Annotated in this window: 13 protein-coding genes; 3 read left to right on the forward strand and 10 right to left on the reverse strand. The window is 64.7% G+C overall.

Annotation, left to right across the window (positions count from 1 at the left end; translation table 11 throughout):
- Positions 1 to 20: 20 nt before the first annotated feature.
- From holA to CXY74_RS15645, 5 genes are all read right to left on the reverse strand, one after another.
- The gene (gene holA / locus CXY74_RS15625) at positions 21 to 1,076 is read right to left on the reverse strand and encodes a DNA polymerase III subunit delta (RefSeq protein WP_104201280.1); all 1,056 of its coding nucleotides are present in this window, start codon (positions 1,074 to 1,076) and stop codon (positions 21 to 23) included.
- Between the two features lie 38 nt (positions 1,077 to 1,114).
- Positions 1,115 to 3,613, reverse strand: coding sequence for a ComEC/Rec2 family competence protein (locus tag CXY74_RS15630; protein ID WP_104201281.1), 2,499 nt, complete (start codon positions 3,611 to 3,613; stop codon positions 1,115 to 1,117).
- Positions 3,610 to 4,353: a helix-hairpin-helix domain-containing protein gene (locus tag CXY74_RS15635; protein ID WP_104201282.1), complete on the reverse strand. Its 744-nt coding sequence runs from the start codon at positions 4,351 to 4,353 to the stop codon at positions 3,610 to 3,612. Before CXY74_RS15635 ends, CXY74_RS15630 begins: the two co-directional genes overlap by 4 nt.
- Positions 4,354 to 4,490: 137 nt before the next feature.
- Positions 4,491 to 7,019 carry a leucine--tRNA ligase gene (gene leuS / locus CXY74_RS15640; protein WP_233193620.1) on the reverse strand — a complete coding sequence of 843 codons (2,529 nt, stop codon included), beginning with the start codon at positions 7,017 to 7,019 and terminating at the stop codon, positions 4,491 to 4,493.
- 154 nt (positions 7,020 to 7,173) lie between these two features.
- A complete protein-coding gene (locus CXY74_RS15645; RefSeq protein ID WP_104201539.1) occupies positions 7,174 to 8,616 on the reverse strand; it encodes an anthranilate synthase component I family protein in 1,443 nt (480 codons plus the stop codon).
- A gap of 78 nt (positions 8,617 to 8,694) precedes the next feature.
- Between CXY74_RS15645 and CXY74_RS15650 the strand changes: the two genes are divergently transcribed.
- A complete protein-coding gene (locus CXY74_RS15650; RefSeq protein ID WP_104201284.1) occupies positions 8,695 to 9,330 on the forward strand; it encodes a DedA family protein in 636 nt (211 codons plus the stop codon).
- A 2-nt stretch (positions 9,331 to 9,332) separates the two neighbouring features.
- Here CXY74_RS15650 and cydC read toward each other — a convergent pair whose 3' ends face one another.
- The 4 genes from cydC to CXY74_RS15670 are packed head-to-tail and all read right to left on the reverse strand — an operon-like array spanning position 9,333 to position 15,144.
- Positions 9,333 to 11,051: a thiol reductant ABC exporter subunit CydC gene (cydC, locus tag CXY74_RS15655; RefSeq protein WP_104201285.1), complete on the reverse strand. Its 1,719-nt coding sequence runs from the start codon at positions 11,049 to 11,051 to the stop codon at positions 9,333 to 9,335.
- On the reverse strand, positions 11,044 to 12,699 hold the full coding sequence (gene cydD / locus CXY74_RS15660; protein WP_233193453.1) for a thiol reductant ABC exporter subunit CydD: 1,656 nt from the start codon (positions 12,697 to 12,699) through the stop codon (positions 11,044 to 11,046). The genes cydC and cydD overlap by 8 nt, the downstream gene beginning before the upstream one ends.
- Positions 12,700 to 12,703: 4 nt before the next feature.
- Positions 12,704 to 13,708, reverse strand: a complete 1,005-nt coding sequence (cydB, locus tag CXY74_RS15665) for a cytochrome d ubiquinol oxidase subunit II (protein ID WP_104201287.1) — start codon at positions 13,706 to 13,708, stop codon at positions 12,704 to 12,706.
- 23 nt (positions 13,709 to 13,731) lie between these two features.
- Entirely contained in the window at positions 13,732 to 15,144 is a 1,413-nt protein-coding gene (locus CXY74_RS15670) for a cytochrome ubiquinol oxidase subunit I (protein ID WP_104201288.1), read from the reverse strand.
- A gap of 144 nt (positions 15,145 to 15,288) precedes the next feature.
- Here CXY74_RS15670 and CXY74_RS15675 point away from each other — a divergent pair, with 144 nt between their 5' ends.
- Together CXY74_RS15675 and CXY74_RS15680 are read left to right on the forward strand one after the other, a co-directional pair.
- Complete coding sequence (locus CXY74_RS15675) at positions 15,289 to 15,675, forward strand: BlaI/MecI/CopY family transcriptional regulator (protein WP_104201540.1); 387 nt, start codon at positions 15,289 to 15,291, stop codon at positions 15,673 to 15,675.
- Between the two features lie 27 nt (positions 15,676 to 15,702).
- Complete coding sequence (locus CXY74_RS15680; protein WP_233193454.1) at positions 15,703 to 16,653, forward strand: M56 family metallopeptidase; 951 nt, start codon at positions 15,703 to 15,705, stop codon at positions 16,651 to 16,653.
- A 64-nt stretch (positions 16,654 to 16,717) separates the two neighbouring features.
- On the opposite strand, the gene CXY74_RS15685 is transcribed toward CXY74_RS15680, so the two are convergent.
- Complete coding sequence (locus tag CXY74_RS15685; RefSeq protein WP_104201542.1) at positions 16,718 to 17,644, reverse strand: ABC transporter substrate-binding protein; 927 nt, start codon at positions 17,642 to 17,644, stop codon at positions 16,718 to 16,720.
- Positions 17,645 to 17,672: the final 28 nt, after the last annotated feature.

Below are 17,672 nucleotides of genomic sequence, written 5' to 3' on the forward strand. Positions count from 1 at the left end.
CCACGATGCACCGGCAACCGCTAGTGCTCGCCGCGACGAGCGATCACGCCGATCAGGCGTTCCAGCGCGAACACCGGGTCGCGCCCGGCACCCTTCACCGCGGCATCCGTTTCGGCCAGCGCGAGGATACAGCGGGCAAGGCCCTCGTCGCTCCAGCCGCGCAGGTCTTTTTGCGCGCGTTCCACCTGCCACGGGGCCAGGCCGAATTGTGCGCCGAGCTGCGCTGACCCGCCGCGGGCACCAAACACCTTGGCCATGGTGCGAATCTTCATGGCGAACGCCGCGACGATGGGCACCGGATCGGCCCCCGAAGACAGAGCGTGGCGCAGAGTCACCAGGGCCTCACCGTTGCGGCCGGCGATGGCCCAGTCGGCTACTTTGAACGCGTTCGTTTCGACCCGACCGCCGTAATAACGATCGACCGTAGTTTCGGTCACCTCGCTCGTCGCGTCAGAGATGAGCTGCTGGCAGGCGGCGGAGAGTTCGGCCAGGTCGTCAGAAAACGCTGCGACGAGCTGGCGGAGCGCACTGACCGTGACGCGTTTGCCGGCCGCCTTGAACTCGTTCGACGCAAACTCGTATTTCTCGGTGTCTTTCTTGAGTTCGCTGCAGACGACTTCGATCGCGCCGCCACGACCGCCGCGGATGGTGTCGAGTAGTTTCTTGCCACGCACTCCCCCGCCGTGCCGCAGCACGACGTAGGTATCCTCGGCCGGGTTCTCCAGGTAGTCCAGCGCCTCGGTGAGAAAAATGTCGCTGCATTTTTCGACATTGCTGACCCGAATCAGCCGCGGCTCGCCGAACAGCGACGGGCTTGCGAGGGTGAGCAGCTCACCCGGCGCGTAGCTGTCGGCCTGCACGTCGCTGATTTCAAGGCTCGGGTCTTCACGTTTGAGAAATTCCCGCAGTTGGCGGATGGCTCTCTCGGCGAGGAACGTTTCGGTGCCGGAGACGAGCACGATCGGGGCCGGACGCACCTCATGCCAGCCGAGCTGGGGAATGACGGTACCTTTATTCGGTCGCGCGGGCGCTGCCTTGCCGGTGCGGGAGCCGGTCGTGGCGGGTCGTACGGCCAAAGCGATCTCCTTGGGTTTGGTGCGGGTGTAAAACCAGCCTAACCCGCACCACTGACGCCCGGAGCAGCCGCGTGGGGAGCAGCTCCGACCGATGCGGCCGTGGCAGACGGAGAGACCGAAACGGCGGCCGGCGTGCCGGGCGGTGACCCGGGCGGACCTCGGGCGGCGACCTTCTCCGTCCAGAGTACGAGAGTGCCGTTGGCTCCCGGCGCGACGACCGACATCCCCTCCTGATCAGTGCACGCCGATAGGGTGCCGACCGACGCGAGAATAGTGAGCAGTTTGTTCGTGGGGTGACCGTAGGTGTTCTTCACCCCGACCGAGATCAGTCCGACGCGGGCACGAAGTTCTGCGTACAGCTCCGGGCTCTGGTCGGCCGAACCGTGATGGGCCACCTTGACGACGTCGACCCGTCCTGGCGGTGACACGCGTCGGAGGGCGTCCTGTGCCTCTTGCCCCAGGTCGCCGAGGAAGATGGAACGGATGTCCCGCCCGTCGAACGTGATCGTGATACTTCCCGGGTTGCCAACCTGCATGGTCGTCGCTCCACGAATGGGCCAGAGGATGTTCCAGTGCAGGCCGCCCAGGGTGCCGGAATCGCCGCGCGCGGCCTGCCGGACGGTAGCCCCGCCCGCGGTGAGGCGCGCGTGCAGGCTCTCATCCTGCGCATTCTCGGGCACACCGACGAGGGCGGTGTCGACCCGGCCGATGACGGCATCGACCCCGCCGATATGGTCGAGGTCGTAATGGGTGAGCACGAGTAGGTTGATGCGGGTGATGCCCAGAGTGGCGAGGCAGGTACTCAACAGTTTGGGGTCTGGCCCAACGTCAACGAGACCGTAGGCGTCGCCGTCGCGCACGACCACGGCGTCGCCCTGGCCGATGTCACACGCCGCAATCTGCCAGTTCGGTGGAAACGAGACCGCTCGGCCGATTCCGGTGCCGATCAGCGACCCCGCGTAGCCACCCAGGCCGACCACGAGCACGGCGAGCACTGCCGCCGGCCAGCGCGCGGGTCGGGCGCCCGGCCCGCGCAGCACGACGACGAGGGTGAGCACGGTCCCAACGGCGAGCAGCAGCACCCCCCAAGCGCCGCCCGGCCAGGGCAGCCGGTTACCCGGCAGGGTCGAAACCGCCTGTGCGACGGCGGCGATCCACGCCGCAGGAATCCAGGCCAGCGCGAGCAGCCCGGACGCCACCCCGGGCAGCACCGGCAAGGCCAGGCAAGCGATCAGCCCGACCACTGTCGCCACGGGCGCGGCCGGTCCAGCCAGAATATTTGCCGGAACCCCATAGAGCGGCAGGCTTGGACTCAGCAGAATCAATACCGGCTGGCAAGCCAGCTGGGCCGCGAGCGGAATGGCGATGAGGGCGGCGAGGACGGCTGGCATCCACTGACTGAGTACCCGACACAGCGGACCGGCGATCACGAGTAGTCCGGCGGTCGCGAGCACCGAGAGCGCAAACCCATAGTTGCGCGCCAGCCACGGATCGCTCACCAGCAGGCCGATCACAACGAACAGCAGGGTTGGCACCCCCCGGCCCGGTCGTCCCGCCCCGATCGAGGCGAGGGTCACCGTGGCCATGACTGCCGAGCGCAGCACGCTCGGCTCCGGGGTGACCAAAATGGTGAAGCCGAGCAACGTCAGGAGCGAGAGCACGATGCGCCAGGATCGGCGAAGCCGGAGATAGCCGCCGAGCAGCATGATGGAGGCGATGACGATCGCGCAATTGGCTCCGGATACCGCGGTCAGGTGGCTGAGAGAACTGGTCTTCATCGCGGCATCAAGCGTGGGGCTGACCGCGCTCGTATCACCGATGGCCAGTCCGGGCAGCAGGTCACCCCCGTCGCCGGCGAGGCTCGTCGCGGCCGTAGCGAACTTGGCTCGCAGCTCGTTGGCCCACTGCAACCACCACGGGGGCGCCGCAACACCACGCGCCGTTTCGGTCGTGAATAACAGGGCGACCGTGGCATCACCGGGTTCAGTCATGCGCAGCGTGCCGCGCACTTGGAGGATTGACCCGATCTCTGGTTCGGTTCCGTCCCTGGCTGCTTCGGCGAACACCACGACCGGGCTCGACACGTGCGCGGTCTCGCCGCGGCTGTCGATCTGGGTCAGGGTGGCCTTGTACCGTACCCGTCCCGACGTTCCGCTGCCGATGAAGGCTTTGGTCGCAACTGGAACCGACCAGGTAGTGAGTGTCGCGGTGACCGGCGCGTGCGACCCGGCGGCGTCGCGCACCTCGGGCGGCAGCCGAACCGGCGCCCACGCGGCGACGGCGGTGGCCACGAGCGCCGCGCCGGCGCAGCAGAGCAGCACGCTGGCGCACGCTGTCTGCCAGCGCCTGGATCTCGGCGCTGTCGGCCACTCGATGCGCCGCGCCATTCGGCCGATCATCAGTATGCCGATACAGCCGCCGGCTACCAGCCACAGCGTCACAGCGACGGCGCCGGCCCCGTCGGGCGCGCCGATCAGCAGGCCGGCGGTCAGCCACACAGCCAGTGCCGGCAACGCAAGCCGCAGATCGAGGCTCATACCGTGATGAAGTCTTTGAGCGCCTCGAAGGTTTTGTCGCCGATCCCGGCGACGTCACGCAGCGCGTCGATGCTCGTGAACCGGCCGTTCTTCGTGCGATAGTCCGTGATGCGCTGGGCCATGGTCGGGCCGATCCGAGGCAGGGAGTCCAGGTCGGCCACGGTGGCCGTATTGAGGTTGACCTTGGGCGCTTTCGCGTTGGCTCCCCCAGGACCGCCGACCCCAGTGCCGCCGACTGCCGATCCGCCGACCGCCGCGGGGAGCTCCGGTGGCACTTCGCCCTGCCGGGGTACATAGAACTGCTCGCCATCACTGAGGAGGCGCGCCAGATTCACCCCTGCAGGATCGGCCTCCGCCGTCAAACCACCGGCAGCAGCAATCGCGTCCATGACCCGATCGCCGTCAGATAGTTGAAACAGCCCGGGCCGTGCGATAGCACCGAGAACGTGCACAAAGATGGTGACATCGGCGTCGGTCGCAATCGCCTGGCCGGGCGCGGCGCTCACACCCGCCCCTGCGTCGAACGGTTCTAATGTCGCGCTGCTGCCCGAGGCGATCGACGCTTCGGACCCGACCGTGCGCTGCCCGGCTTGCTGGCCGACGGCGGACACGATGACGGCCACAACGAGGGCGAGCAGCAGCAGCACGACGGCCGCTCCGACGCCCACCCGCAGTCGGGGACGACCCCGAGAAGCCGGAGCAAGGCGGTCGAGATCGAGCGGGGAACGATCGGGCTGCATGCTCGCACGCTAGGCCGGGCACAGCATCCGCCAGCCGCACACTGCCCTATCTGTGGATGCCTCCAGCAGGAGCAGACCTGTGGAGAAGGCCCCGGCCGATCGCGCGCGATCGACCGGGACTGCTCATTCGTGCAGCGCTACGGGCGTGTGACGAACGAGACGAGCTTGGGCACGCGAACGATCACCTTGATGATCTCGCGATCACCGATCGAACGGATGACCGCAGCAGCGTCCCGCGCCATTTTTTCGAGGTCTTCGCTGGAGATTTTCGGCGAAACTTCGAGCAGGGTACGCATCTTTCCGTCGACCTGCACGACCGCCGTCACGGACTCCTGCACGAGCAGGGTCTGCTCGGCCTTGCGCCACGGCACGAGAGCGATGCACGGCTCGTAGCCGAGGTGCTGCCACATGTCTTCAGCCGCGTAGGGGGCGAAAAGGTTCAGCGCCATGGCGGTGGCCTCGGCGGCTTCACGCACTGCGGCATCCCCTGACCCGGCACCGGTGTCGATGACCTTGCGGGTGGCGTTGACGAGCTCCATCAGGCGTGCCACGACGACATTGAACTTGAACGACTCCACCAGGCCGGGCGCATCCGCGAGGAACCGGTGCGTGACGCGGCGCAGGGTGACGTCACCGGTCTTCCACTCCACGTCGGGTGCGCTGGTTACGTCGCGTGCGACGCGCCAGGCGCGGGCGAGGAACTTGGCCGAGCCGACCGGGGACACGTCAGCCCAGTCGATGTCGTCTTCGGGCGGGCCGGCGAAGGCCATTGTGAGGCGTACGGCATCGACACCGTGGCGTTCGACTTCCTCGGTGAAGTAGACGAGGTTGCCGCGGCTTTTGCTCATCTTGGCACCGTCGAGAATGACCATGCCTTGATTGAGCAGCGCGGTGAACGGCTCGGTGAAGCTCACATAGCCTTCGTCGAAAAGGAACTTCGTGATGAAGCGCGCGTAGAGCAGGTGCAGGATGGCGTGCTCGACACCGCCGACGTACTGGTCGACGGGCGCCCATTTCTCGGCCTCCTTCGGGTCGAAGGCTTTGGTGTCATCACTCGGGTTCAAAAACCGCAGAAAGTACCAGGAGCTGTCGACGAAGGTGTCCAGGGTGTCGGCGTCGCGTGTCGCCGGAGTGCCGTCGATCGGGTTCGGCACATTGACCCAGTCGGTCGCTCCGCCCAGGGGCGAAGTTCCCCGCGGCTTCAGATCGAGCCCCTCTGCGGGCGGCAGCAACACCGGCAGCTGATCTTCAGGCACTGGAATCTCGGTGCCGTCGGCGCCGTGGATGATCGGGATTGGAGCGCCCCAGTAACGCTGGCGTGAGACGAGCCAGTCGCGCAGGCGATAGTTCTTCGCGGAGCGGCCGAGCCCGTCGTTGGTCAGTTGCTCGATGATGCGCTTGATAGCGGTGATCTTGCTCAGGCCGTTGAGGGGGCCCGAATTGATCAGGCGCCCCTCGCCAGCCAGGGCGATGCCGGTGCTGAGCGGGTCGAGCTCTGGCAGCTCTTCGGTGCCGTCGAGCATGCCCTGGGTGATCACCGGGATCATGCCGGTGGCCGGAGAGTTGGTGTCGACGACGACCCGCACGGGCAGGTTGAAGGCGCGGGCGAAGTCGAGGTCGCGCTGATCGTGGGCCGGCACGGCCATGATCGCGCCGGTGCCGTAGTCGGCGAGCACATAGTCGGCGGCCCAGACGGGCAGGCGTTCGCCGTTGACCGGGTTGATCGCGTAGCGACCGAGGAACACGCCGGTCTTGGGTCGATCGGTGGCCTGACGCTCGATCTCCGTGCTGCGCTGCACCTGCAGGAGGTAGTCCTGGAACGCCTCCTGCACGTCAAGGGTGGCCTCGGCGACGAGTTCGGCGGCGAGGTCAGAATCTGGCGCCACGACCATGAAGGTGGCGCCGAAAAGCGTGTCGGGGCGGGTCGTGAACACGGTGACGCGCTCCGTGCGGCCCTCAATAGCGAAGTCGACATCCGCTCCGATAGAGCGTCCGATCCAGTTGCGCTGCATGTTGAGCACCTTGGCCGGCCAGGTACCCTCGAGCTGGTTCAAATCATCCAGGAGGCGGTCGGCGTAGTCAGTGATCCTGAAGTACCACTGGGTGAGCTTCTTCTTCACGACGACGGCGCCGCTGCGGTCGCTCGTGCCGTCGGCCAGTACCTGTTCGTTGGCCAGCACGGTCTGGTCGATCGGGTCCCAGTTGACCCAGCTGTCCTTACGGTAGGCGAGCCCCTTCTTGTGGAGCTGCAGGAACAGCCACTGGGTCCACTTGTAATATTCGGGGTCGCTCGTGTGCAGTTCGCGGTCCCAGTCAAAGCTGGTCGCGTAGAGCTTCATGCTCTTCTTCTGCTGGGCGATGTTGTCGTAGGTCCAGCCGCGCGGGTCGATGCCCCGCTTGATGGCGGCGTTCTCGGCCGGCAGCCCGAAGGAGTCCCAGCCGATTGGGTGCAGCACGTTGAAACCCTGGTGGCGCCAGTAGCGGGCGACGACATCACCGAGCGCGTACACCTCGGCGTGACCCATGTGCAGGTCGCCGGAGGGGTAGGGGAACATGTCAAGCACGTACTTGCGCGGGCGGGTATCGCCCTCGGCGCTCGTCTTGAACGGGGCGAGTTCCTCCCAGATGGGTTGCCACTTCGCCTGGATCGCCGCGAAGTCGTACATTTCTTCGTCGCTCTCGTCGCGCGCGTCAATGCGGACGCTGTCATGCTCGTGTGCCACGTGACTCTCATTCATTGCAGGGGTTGTACATGATCGATGCGGGAGCATTCGCTCGGGCGCACGCGCGATGAAGCGCACGTGTGCAGGGTCTAGATTACTAGGGCGCGGCGATGCCGAGGCTCGCCAGCAGTGCGTCCGCCTTGATCCGGGTCTCTTCGATCTCTTCGGCGGCGATCGAGAGGGCGGTGATTCCGCCACCCGTTCCGATACTGGCTCCCTCGAAATCGAGCACGATGCTGCGGATGACGATGGCCAGGTCGGCCACGCCGCCGTGCCCGATATAGCCGAATGCCCCGGAATAGACGCCCCGCGGCCCCCGTTCGAGCGCGTCGAGAATGGTCATCGCGCTCTGCTTCGGGGCACCCGTCATGGAACCGGCCGGAAAACACGACTCGATGGCGTCGACCACCGTAATACCCGGTGACAGAAGCGCCTCAATGGTGCTGACCAGCTGGTGCACGTGCGGGTAGCTCTCCACCGCCAGCAGGCTGGAGACTGCTACGGTGCCGAGCTCGGCGATTCGTCCGAGGTCGTTGCGCATGAGATCGACGATCATCAGGTTTTCGGCGCGCTCTTTGTCGCTGCGGGCGAGTTCCACTTTCAGCCGTTCGTCTTCGGCCGCCTCGCTCGAGCGTGGCCGGGTGCCCTTGATCGGTTTGGTCCGGATGCGTCGATCCCGGCTCACGTGCAGAAACTGCTCTGGGCTTGCGCTCAGCAGCGCCACGTCGCCAAAGCGCAGCAAACCGCCGTGGTGGCTGGGGCTGCCAGCTCGCAGCCGGCCGTAGGTTTCGACCGGGTGCCACTCGCCCGGCACCCGAATCTCATTGGTCAGGCACAGTTGGTACGCGTCGCCGTTGCCGATGAAAGCCAGGCAGGTCTCGATCAGGGCGTCATAGTCGGTGGGGCTGTGACGCCACTTTGGGGCAGCGGATGCCCGCGGCGAGGGAGCGCGGGTCGGCGCGGGTGTGACGCGGTTCACCGTCTGGGTCGCCGGTAGCGCCGCGATGACCTGGTCGAACCAGTCGGCGACGGACGCTCCTGTCTCGGTTGCACTCGCTCGTGCCACGAGCGTCACCGTACGGTCACCGTGGTCGAACCGGATCATGCGATCTATTTCGAGCAGTGCGGCATCGGGGTACCGTGACTCGTGCGTGGGCGTACCAACGGTGTTCGCGCCCAGTTCGTAGCCGAGCCAGCCGACCCAACCAAGCTCAAACCCATCCTGACGCGAGGCAGCGCCTGCAGGGGGGCTATCGCCGGTGAGGTCGCGACGCAGAAACTCGAAGACGGTCTCGTGTGTGCTCACCGGCGGCGGGGCATCCTGTGGATAAACGTATGTGCTGGTGACCGTTCCCTCCATCACCGATGCCGTGACGAAACGGGACCGGGGCGACGCCGCCCCGAGATAGCTGACGCCGGTGCGCGCCCCCGGTCCGGCATCGAGCCAGAAAGAATACCGGTCGGAAGCATAAAGCGCCGTAAAAACCGCGGCAGGGTCGAACCAACCGGCCAGGAGCTTGCTTTGCACGGTGCCGGTCACCACACCAGCCTAGCTTTTTGACGCGGTGTGGTCCGAGACGACCTTGTTGAATCGCGCGCGGCACGTAGGCTGGGCACAATGAATGACATCCTCACGTGGATTCTCGACACCGTCTCCGGCGTCGACCCGGTCATTCGAACGCTCCTGGCCGGCGTGGGCATGTTGTTGGAGACCTCGGTACTGGTGGGGCTGGTCGTACCGGGCGACACCATCGTGATCGTTGCCAGCACTGGGGTAGCCAGCCCGGTGGAATTCGTCAGCCTGGTTCTGGCTGTGATCGTTGGAGCATTGGCCGGGGAGAGCATCGGTTTTGCCCTCGGGCACCATTTCGGCCCGTTCATCAGGACCAGCAGGCTGGGACGGCGCATCGGCGAGCACAACTGGGCTCGCGCTGAGACCTACCTCGACCGGCGCGGAGGGTTGGCCGTTTTCATCTCTCGGTTTCTGCCGGTATTGCACTCGCTGATCCCGCTCACCGTGGGAATGAGCCGTATGCGGTACGGCACCTTCATGGCCTGGACCGTTCCCGCCTGCATCATCTGGTCCCTCGCCTACGTGAGCGTCGGATCGGCTGCGGCGGAAGGCTACCGCGAGCTGAGTGGACGCCTGCACTTTGCCGGCTACCTGTTCGTCGGCGTGATCGCCCTGTTCGTGCTCGCGGTCTTCTTCATCAAGAAATGGCTGCACCGCCGCGAACTGCGCCATATGGACTGACCTCAGGTGGCCCCTTCGGCACGGGCCGGCAGCGTTACCCTGGCGGTCACGAGCTCGTCGGGCACCGGGGTGTGCGAGATGAGCAGCACTGCGCGGTGCGCATCGGCCGCGGCCGTCAGGATGTCGCGCACGAGGGCATCCGCCCCGGCACTGTCGACATTGGCGGTGGGCTCGTCGACGATCAGCACCGGAAAATCGGCGAGCAGGGCCCGCGCCAGGGCGATGCGCTGCGCCTGACCGCCAGAGACCAGCGCACCACGCTCGCCCACCGGGGCGTCGAGGCCGCCGCGCGCGCGGGACCACTCGATTAGTCCGACGCGGGCCAGCACCGCCTCGAGCTCGGCATCGGTAGCGGTATCGCGGGCGAACAGCAAATTCTGGCGGATGCTGTCGTCAAACAGCCATGGGCGCTGCTCGCACAGTCCGACCACGCGTCTCACCTCGGACTGGGCGAGCAGCCGCGCCTCAACCCCGTTCAATCGATACGAACCGGTGTAGTCGAGAAAGCGCACGAGGGTTTGGGCGAGGGTGGTCTTGCCGGCGCCGCTCGGCCCGGCCAGGTGCACGCGATCGCCCGGCGCTAACCGCAGGGTGACGCCGGCCACGCCGGGTTCGTGCTGCCCGGGCCAGCGCGCACCGAGGTCGGTCAGTTCCAGAACGACCGGGCCGATGGCCCGATCGGGGGCAAAAAGCGTCAACGGGTCGACCACATCGACGGGAATCTCCCCCGGTACCACCGCCGGAACGATGTCGGCGACCCGGGTGGCACTCACCCGCACCTGCCGCCAGGCCGAGCCTGCGAGGGGAATCATGCCGAATACCTCGAACACGGCCATCGGTACGAGCACGGCCACGATGACGGTCGGGCCGAGCAGCACGGGGCTGAGCAGGCCACCACCGCTGTCGAGGGCTGGGACACCAAAATAGAGAGCCCCGAGCGTTGCCGCGCCGGCGAACAGCGCTACAACCGCCGACTGAACGCCGATCCCGACCGATCGGCGCAGGGTGGCCTGTCGGAGGCGCGCGTCGGTACGCGCCAGATGCTCGAGACGCGGGGTGAGAGCGTCGAAGGCGGTGAGGACGTCGAGGTTTTCGATGATCTCGAGCACCTCGTCGGCGAGGGCCCCGCGCAGGGGCGCGAGTTCACGATCGGCACGTGCGGACAGTGTGCCGGAGAAGAGGGTTCCGAGTATTCCGGCCAGCAGCAGGCAGACCAGCAGCGTGAGTCCGGCAGCCGGAACGATCAGCCAGATACCGACCACACTGAGCAGGGCGGTTATTCCTGCCACCAGTAGCGGTTGCACGACGCGCAACGGCAGGTCCTGAAGATCATCGACATCCCGCACGAGGCGGGTGAGCAGATCACCACGTCCGGTGCTGGCAAGCCCGGCCGGAGCGATGGGCACGATGCGTCGAAACATGCCGAGGCGCAGTTCGGCGAGCTGCCGGAAGGCGGCATCGTGGCTGGACACCCGTTCCAGATAGCGAAACACGGAGCGAAAAATAGCGAAGGCGCGAACCCCGACCACGGCCAATCCCAGAACCGCGAGGGACGGCATTTCGGCCGCGACGGTGATCAGCCAGGCGGAGCAGGCCACAAGCGCCACCGCCATGACGGCGCTGCCGATGCCGGCCAGCAGGCCGGGAACGAACCAGCGTGGGCGAGGCTGGGCGAGGCGCAACACGTCGCGGGTATGCGGGTGCAACGTGGCCTCAGACATGAGCCAACTCCTGCAGTTCGATCACGTTGTCGGCGGCGGCGGCGACAGCCGCGCGGTGACTGACAACGATCACCACGCGCCCCTGGTCGGCCAGGTGTCGGAGTCCGACGAGCAGACCGGCCTCGGCGTCGGAATCGAGCGCCGAACTCGGTTCGTCCAGGATCAGCACGTGGCAATCGGTCGCGAGGGCCCGGTAGATGGCTCGCGCTGCGGCGACACGTTGGGCCTGACCGCCCGAGAGACCCTCACCGTTGACCCCGAGGACCGTAGCCGGTGACACCTCCGCGGCGCCGGCCCAGCGTAGTGACTGCACGACCAGCCTGTGGTCGGGGCCGGTGGAATCAACGGATGCTGCCCCGAGCGCCACATTTTCGGCCACTGTCCCCCGGAACAGGCCCGGGCGTTGGCCGGCCCAGGCCAGCCAGCCGCGCGTCGCGCCGGCCGGCACTGTCACACCATCGAGGGTGAGAGTACCGGTGAAAGGGACGAAACCAAGCAGGGCTGCGACGAGGGTCGACTTGCCGACTCCGCTTACTCCGCGCAGCACGCTGAGCTGTCCGGGAGCAAATTCCGCATGCAGGTGATCGATCACGAGGGTGTCGCCACGCCGAACGGAGACTCCGTTTAGCAGCAGGGCGCCCACGCCGAGCTGCACCGTGTGGGCGACGGCATCCGCTTGCGATATTTCCGGCGTCGTCTCGTCGTCGAGAATGGCGAACAATTCTTCGGCAGCCGCGAGCCCGTCTGCTGCGGCATGGAATTGCGCTCCGACCTGGCGCACCGGTAGAAAAACCTCCGGGGCGAGCAGCAGAACGAACAGGCCGACGCCGAGCAGCAGGGCACCGTCGATAAGCCGCAGGCCGATCGACACGGCGATGATCGCGACTGAGAGGCTCGCGGCGAGTTCGAGCACGAAACCGCTGAGGAAGGAGACGCGCAACACCTTCATGGTGCGGGTGCGGTATTCCTCGGTGATCGACCTGATTCGATCGAACTGGCGTCGTTCGCGGCCGTAAATCTTCAGGGTTCCGAGGCCCCCGACCACGTCGAGAAACCCGGTCGACAACCGCTGCAAGGCCTGCCACTGCTCCTGCTGCACCGACTGGGTGACCCGGCCGATGAGAATCATGAAAAGCGGAATCAGCGGAATCACGACAATGACGATGAGCCCGCTGATGAGGTCTTGCGAGAGGATGACAATGATCAGGATGGGGGTGGCGATCATGGTCAGCAACAGTTGGGGCAGGTATCGGGCGAAATAGTTGTCGAGCGCGTCCAGTCCGGTCGTCACAACCGTCGAGAGTCGCGCGCTCTGCCGGGATGCGACCCAGTCGGGGCCGCGCTCGGCGAGCCGGGCAATGACTTTGGCGCGCAGCTGGCTCTTGACCTTAGCGGCGCCGCGGTTGGCCGCGACTTCGAGCAGCCAGATGAGCACCGAGCGCAGCACGACGACTCCGGCGAGGGCGACGAGGGTCGGCGCGATAGTGCGGAGGGGCTCCCCCGCGACGGTGAACGTGATCGCTCGGGTCAGCAGCCACGCGAACGCGATGACGACGAGCGTTTGCGCCAGGCCCAGCAGCGCGCCGACCAGAAGAAACCGACGTGCTGCATGGGCGTAGCGAAGGAGACGAGGATCCAGAGGGCGCACCGTTTTAGTGTACGGCGAGGTCAACATGCGCCCGGCCGATGCGCTTGCGGAACACCCAGTAGGTCCAGCCCTGATAGAGCAAAATGACGGGCATAGCAATCAGGGCGGTCCAGCTGATCACACCGAGCGTGTAGGTCGACGAGGATGCGTTCGCGATCGTCAGGCTGTTGGCCGGGTTGTTGCTGGCCGGCATGACCTCGGGAAACAATGACGAGAACAGGGTCAGCACGACAAGACCGATCGTGCCGGCCATCAGGGCGAACGCGAGCCGTTCAGCGCCGCGCAGGTTGGCCAGGAACGATGCGATCAGGAGGGCAGCGGCCAGGGCGGCAAGCAGAGCGGATGCCACGGTGCCGTAGGCGAGCGTCGTCCAGGTCAAGAAAGTGGCCGCGGCGAGAATCGCCACGATTCCAGCCTTCGTCGCCAGTTTGCGGGCCCGCAGTCGAATGTCGCCCTCGGTTTTGAGCGACACGAACACCACCCCGTGCACGAAGAACAGAAGCAGCGTCGTGATGCCGCCGAGCAGGGCATAGGGGTTGAGCAGGTCGAAGAGGGTACCGATGTAGTCGTGGTTGGCATTGAGCTTCACGCCGCGCACGATGTTGGCAAAGGCCACACCCCAGAGAAACGCCGGAACGGCCGAACCGACGATGATCAGGCCGTCGAACCATTTCTTCCACGATGATTCCGGGCGCTGGTGCCGATATTCGAATGACACACCACGCAGGATCAGGGCCACCAGAATGAGCAGTAGGGGCAGGTAGAAGCCGCTGAACATTGTTGCGTACCACTCCGGGAACGCCGCGAAGAGCGACGCCCCGGCCACAATGACCCAGGTTTCGTTGAGGTCCCAGACCGGACCGATGGTGTTGATGAGAACGCGGCGATCGGTGTCGTCTTTACCGAGAAAGGGCAAGGACATACCGACCCCGAAGTCGAAGCCATCGAGTACGAAGTACCCGATGAACATGAAAGCGATGATCCAAAACCAAAGAATTGTGAGATCCATTGTGTATTTTCCGTAACCCCGTCCTAGTAGACCGTGACAGCGTGCTGGTGTGCGCCGGATTCGGCGTCTTGAACCGGCGCATCGTCCGGGCCCTTCTGGACGGCCTTCAGGATGAGCTTGAACTCGACCACGGCAAGGATTCCGTATAGAACAGAGAAGACGATCAACGAGATCAAAATCTCCACACCGGTCACGCCGGGCGAGATACCGTCCGCGGTGCGCATGAGTCCGAACACGAGCCAGGGCTGGCGACCCATCTCCGTGAAGACCCAACCAACGCTCATCGCCAGCAGCGACATCGGGAAGCTCAAGATGGCGACCTTCCATACCCAGGTGCGCTTCGGGCTGCGCCCCCCACGGGTCAGCCACAGGCCGACGACGGCGACGAGCATGTGCGCCAGGCCGAGTCCGATCATCCACCGGAATGCCCAGTAGGTGATCCAGATCGTCGGGGTGTAGTCGCCAGGACCGTAGAGGGTGACGTACTGGGCCTGCAAGTTGTTGATGCCCTCGACCGTGCCGTCAAAAGTATGGGTCGACAGAAAGGAGAGCAGGTACGGAATACGCACGGAGAACAACTCGTGTACGCCGTCCGGAGTGCCCAGAGTGAACACTGAGAAGCTTGCATTGGCACCGGTCGCGGTGTGATAAAGCGCCTCGGCCGCCGCCATCTTCATCGGCTGGGCATCAACCATAGCCAGACCGAGCTGATCACCGGCGAGCGTGGTGAGCACTCCGGCAATGACCATCATCCAGAGACCGAACTTGAGTGCTGGACGCATCGTCTCGAGGTGCTGGTTGCGATAGAGGTGCCAAGCGGCTACCGAGATGATGAGTCCGGCAGACACCATAAAGCAGGCAAAAATCGTGTGCGGGAACGCAGCGATGGCAATGGGGTTCGTGAGCAGTTCCCAGATGCTCGTGAGTTCGGCACGTCCCTTCTCCTCGTTGATCGTGTACGCGATCGGGTTTTGCATGAACGCGTTCGCCGCAAGAATGAAATAGGCCGAGGCGATCGAGCCGACCACGGTCATCCAGATCGTGCCCAGGTGAATCTTTTTGGGCAGTTTGTCCCAGCCGAAGATCCACAATCCGATGAACGTCGCCTCAAGAAAGAATGCGACGATGCCCTCGAAGGCGAGCGGAGCGCCGAAGACGTCACCGACGAAACGCGAGTAGTCCGACCAGTTCATACCGAACTGAAATTCCTGAACGATTCCGGTCACCACGCCCATGGCGACGTTGATCAGAAAGATCTTGCCGAAGAAGTGCGTGAGCTGCAGGTACTTCGCTTTATCCGTGCGCACCCACGCAGATTGGAAGATCGCGACCGTGAGCGCCATACCGATCGTGAGTGGGACGAAAATGAAGTGATACATGGTCGTGAGACCGAACTGCCACCGTGAGAGGAGTAAAGGGTCCAACCACTCGTTCATATGCCCTCCAGCATTATTGTTACCCGCGCACACTTTTCTACGCTGTGTAGAAGATTACCCTTCTACGCTGTGTAGAAACCTGTGTACGACAGTGATTTTCTACGACACGTAGAAATTACAGTTCGACAGCGTAAGATGCTCTGTATGGCAAATTTGGGCGTGCTTGAGCGGCTTCTGATGGATGTCCTGTGGGACTCCCCCACACCGTTGACCGCTAACGATCTCAAGGACTCTTTGATGAGCCCGGGTCTTGCGACCGGGCCCACGAAGCCACTGGCGACCACAACCGTTCTGACGGTGTTGTCTCGACTTGAGACAAAGGGGTTCGTCACCCGCGACCGCAGCGTGCGCCCACATGCCTACACCGCTGTTATGACCCGTGCGACCCACACGGCCGGGCTCATGCATGAGGTACTCGGGCAGATGCCTGACCGCCAAGCTGCCCTCGTGCGGTTCATTGGAGGCGTCACACCGCAGGAGGCAGACACACTGCGCCAGCTCCTCGGCGTTGCGACGACCGACAACGTCTAACTCCGCCAGACCTTAACTGCGATACCCGTGATCATTAGCGCCGCCATGCTTGGCGTCATTGCCGTGACTCTCGCCTGGCCTTTTCCGTTGGTGCTGGCCCGCTCGGATTGGCCCGCGCGCTCCCCGGACGTCGCCCTCGTGCTCTGGCAGGCCATCGCCCTGTCCGGTGGCATGTCGATGATCGGCTCACTGCTGCTCTACGGTCTTGTTCCGTTCGGTAACGCTCTGCCACAGAGCGTCATCGCCCTCGGCCACAGCCTACGGTCCGGCACTCTTCCGGCCGATACGCGGTTCACCCACGTGCTCGCGCTCGGGGCAGCTATTTTGCTCAGCGCTCACCTGCTGTTGAATTTGTTCGCCACTTTCGTGCGCGCCGAGCGACAGCGACGCCGCCACTACACTCTCATCGCTCTGCTCAGCGATCCTCTGAACGGCCAACCGGGAATGCGCGTCATCGACCATCCTGCCCCGGTCGCCTATTGCCTTCCCGGTGCTGGTCATTCCGCGACGGTGCTGTCTAAAGGATTGCTCCGCCTGCTCGACGCCGACCAGGTGCGTGCGGTGATTGCCCACGAACGAGCCCATCTGGTTCAGCAGCATCACCTGGTGTTACTGGCCTTCAAGAGTTGGCACAGCGCCCTACCCTGGTTTCCCATCGCCAATCGCGCCGAAAATGCCGTGGCGCTCTTGGTCGAAATGATCGCGGACGATCGCGCACGCCGCGACGTGGACGACCGAACACTTGCTACCGCTATCGCGCTCGTGGGGCTGGGGCAACAACCGGAGGTCCTCGCCACAGCGTCGGATGGCGAGTCGGACGAGCCGTGGATCTCGTCGGCGGAGCGCGCGCTCGTCGCTCCGCGGGTGTACCGGCTCATAAACCAGGCTCTTCCCCTGTCCCGCCTCGCCACCATGGCCGTCTTCGTGACCGCGATCGCGCTCGCCCTCGCTCCAGCCATCGTGCTGTTGCGGGCATAGACGCACAAAACCCTCACACCGCCCAAGACGGGGTCGTTGTGAGGGTTTTGGGGAAACGATACTGCTAGAAGAGGTTTGCCTTTTCGAGCCAGGCCGCCGCGATGGCTTCAGCGGACTTCTGGTCGTTGACGCTCTCGGAGTTGAGGCTCACCAGGTCCTCAGTGCTGAGGGCAGCACTGATCTTGTTCAGGACCGACGCGGCCTTGTCGGTGACCTTTTCGGAAACCAAAGGCACGACGTTGTCCGCGAAGAAGAGATTATCTGGGTCGCTCAGCGCCACGAGCTTGTCTGACTTGATGTTGGGGCTTGCCGTATAAATGTTGGTCAACTGAATAGCGTTGTCAACAAGAGCCTTAACGGTCAGCGGGCCACCACCATCCTCAATCGGGGTGAAACCGGCGGTTTCGATGCCGTACTTCGCCTTGAGAGCGGCCGGCCCATACGGACGTGTCTCCAGCACAGAGGTGCCACCAACCATGAGCGGTTCGGTGACATTCTTCAGTGACGCAATGTCCGTTAGGTTGTATTTCTCCGCGAAGGCTTGGGTTACGGTCCAGGAATTCTGGTCTGAAGCCGCCGCTTTGTCCAGCACGCGCAGGGTGGCGGGAAGCGCCGCTTGGAGCTCGGTGTAGATCGCGTCGCTCGTGCCACCGACAGCATTCGGTTCGAGTGCCTGCAGCAGGCTACCGGTGTATTCGGGGAACACATCGACGCCGCCTGCTTCCAGCTCGGGTAGGTACACCTCACGCTGGCCTATCCGGAACGTGCGGTCGACGGTGAAACCGTTGGCCTCTAATGCTTGCGAGTAGATCTCGGCGATGATCTCGTTGGAGTAGTAGTCCTGGGAACCCACAACGAGCGTGTCGGCAGCGCTTACGGCACCACTTCCACTGCCCAAGGGATCACCGGACGCGCACCCTGCGAGGGCTACTGCGGCCCCAACCGCGACCACACTGATGAGCGCGAGTCGGCCTTTTTTTGCTGTGAACATGCGTTTTCCTTTCATGATGGCGAATTCC

The sequence above is a fragment of the Cryobacterium sp. Y29 genome, assembly GCF_002929825.1.
In the GTDB taxonomy this organism is placed as follows: Bacteria; Actinomycetota; Actinomycetes; order Actinomycetales; family Microbacteriaceae; genus Cryobacterium.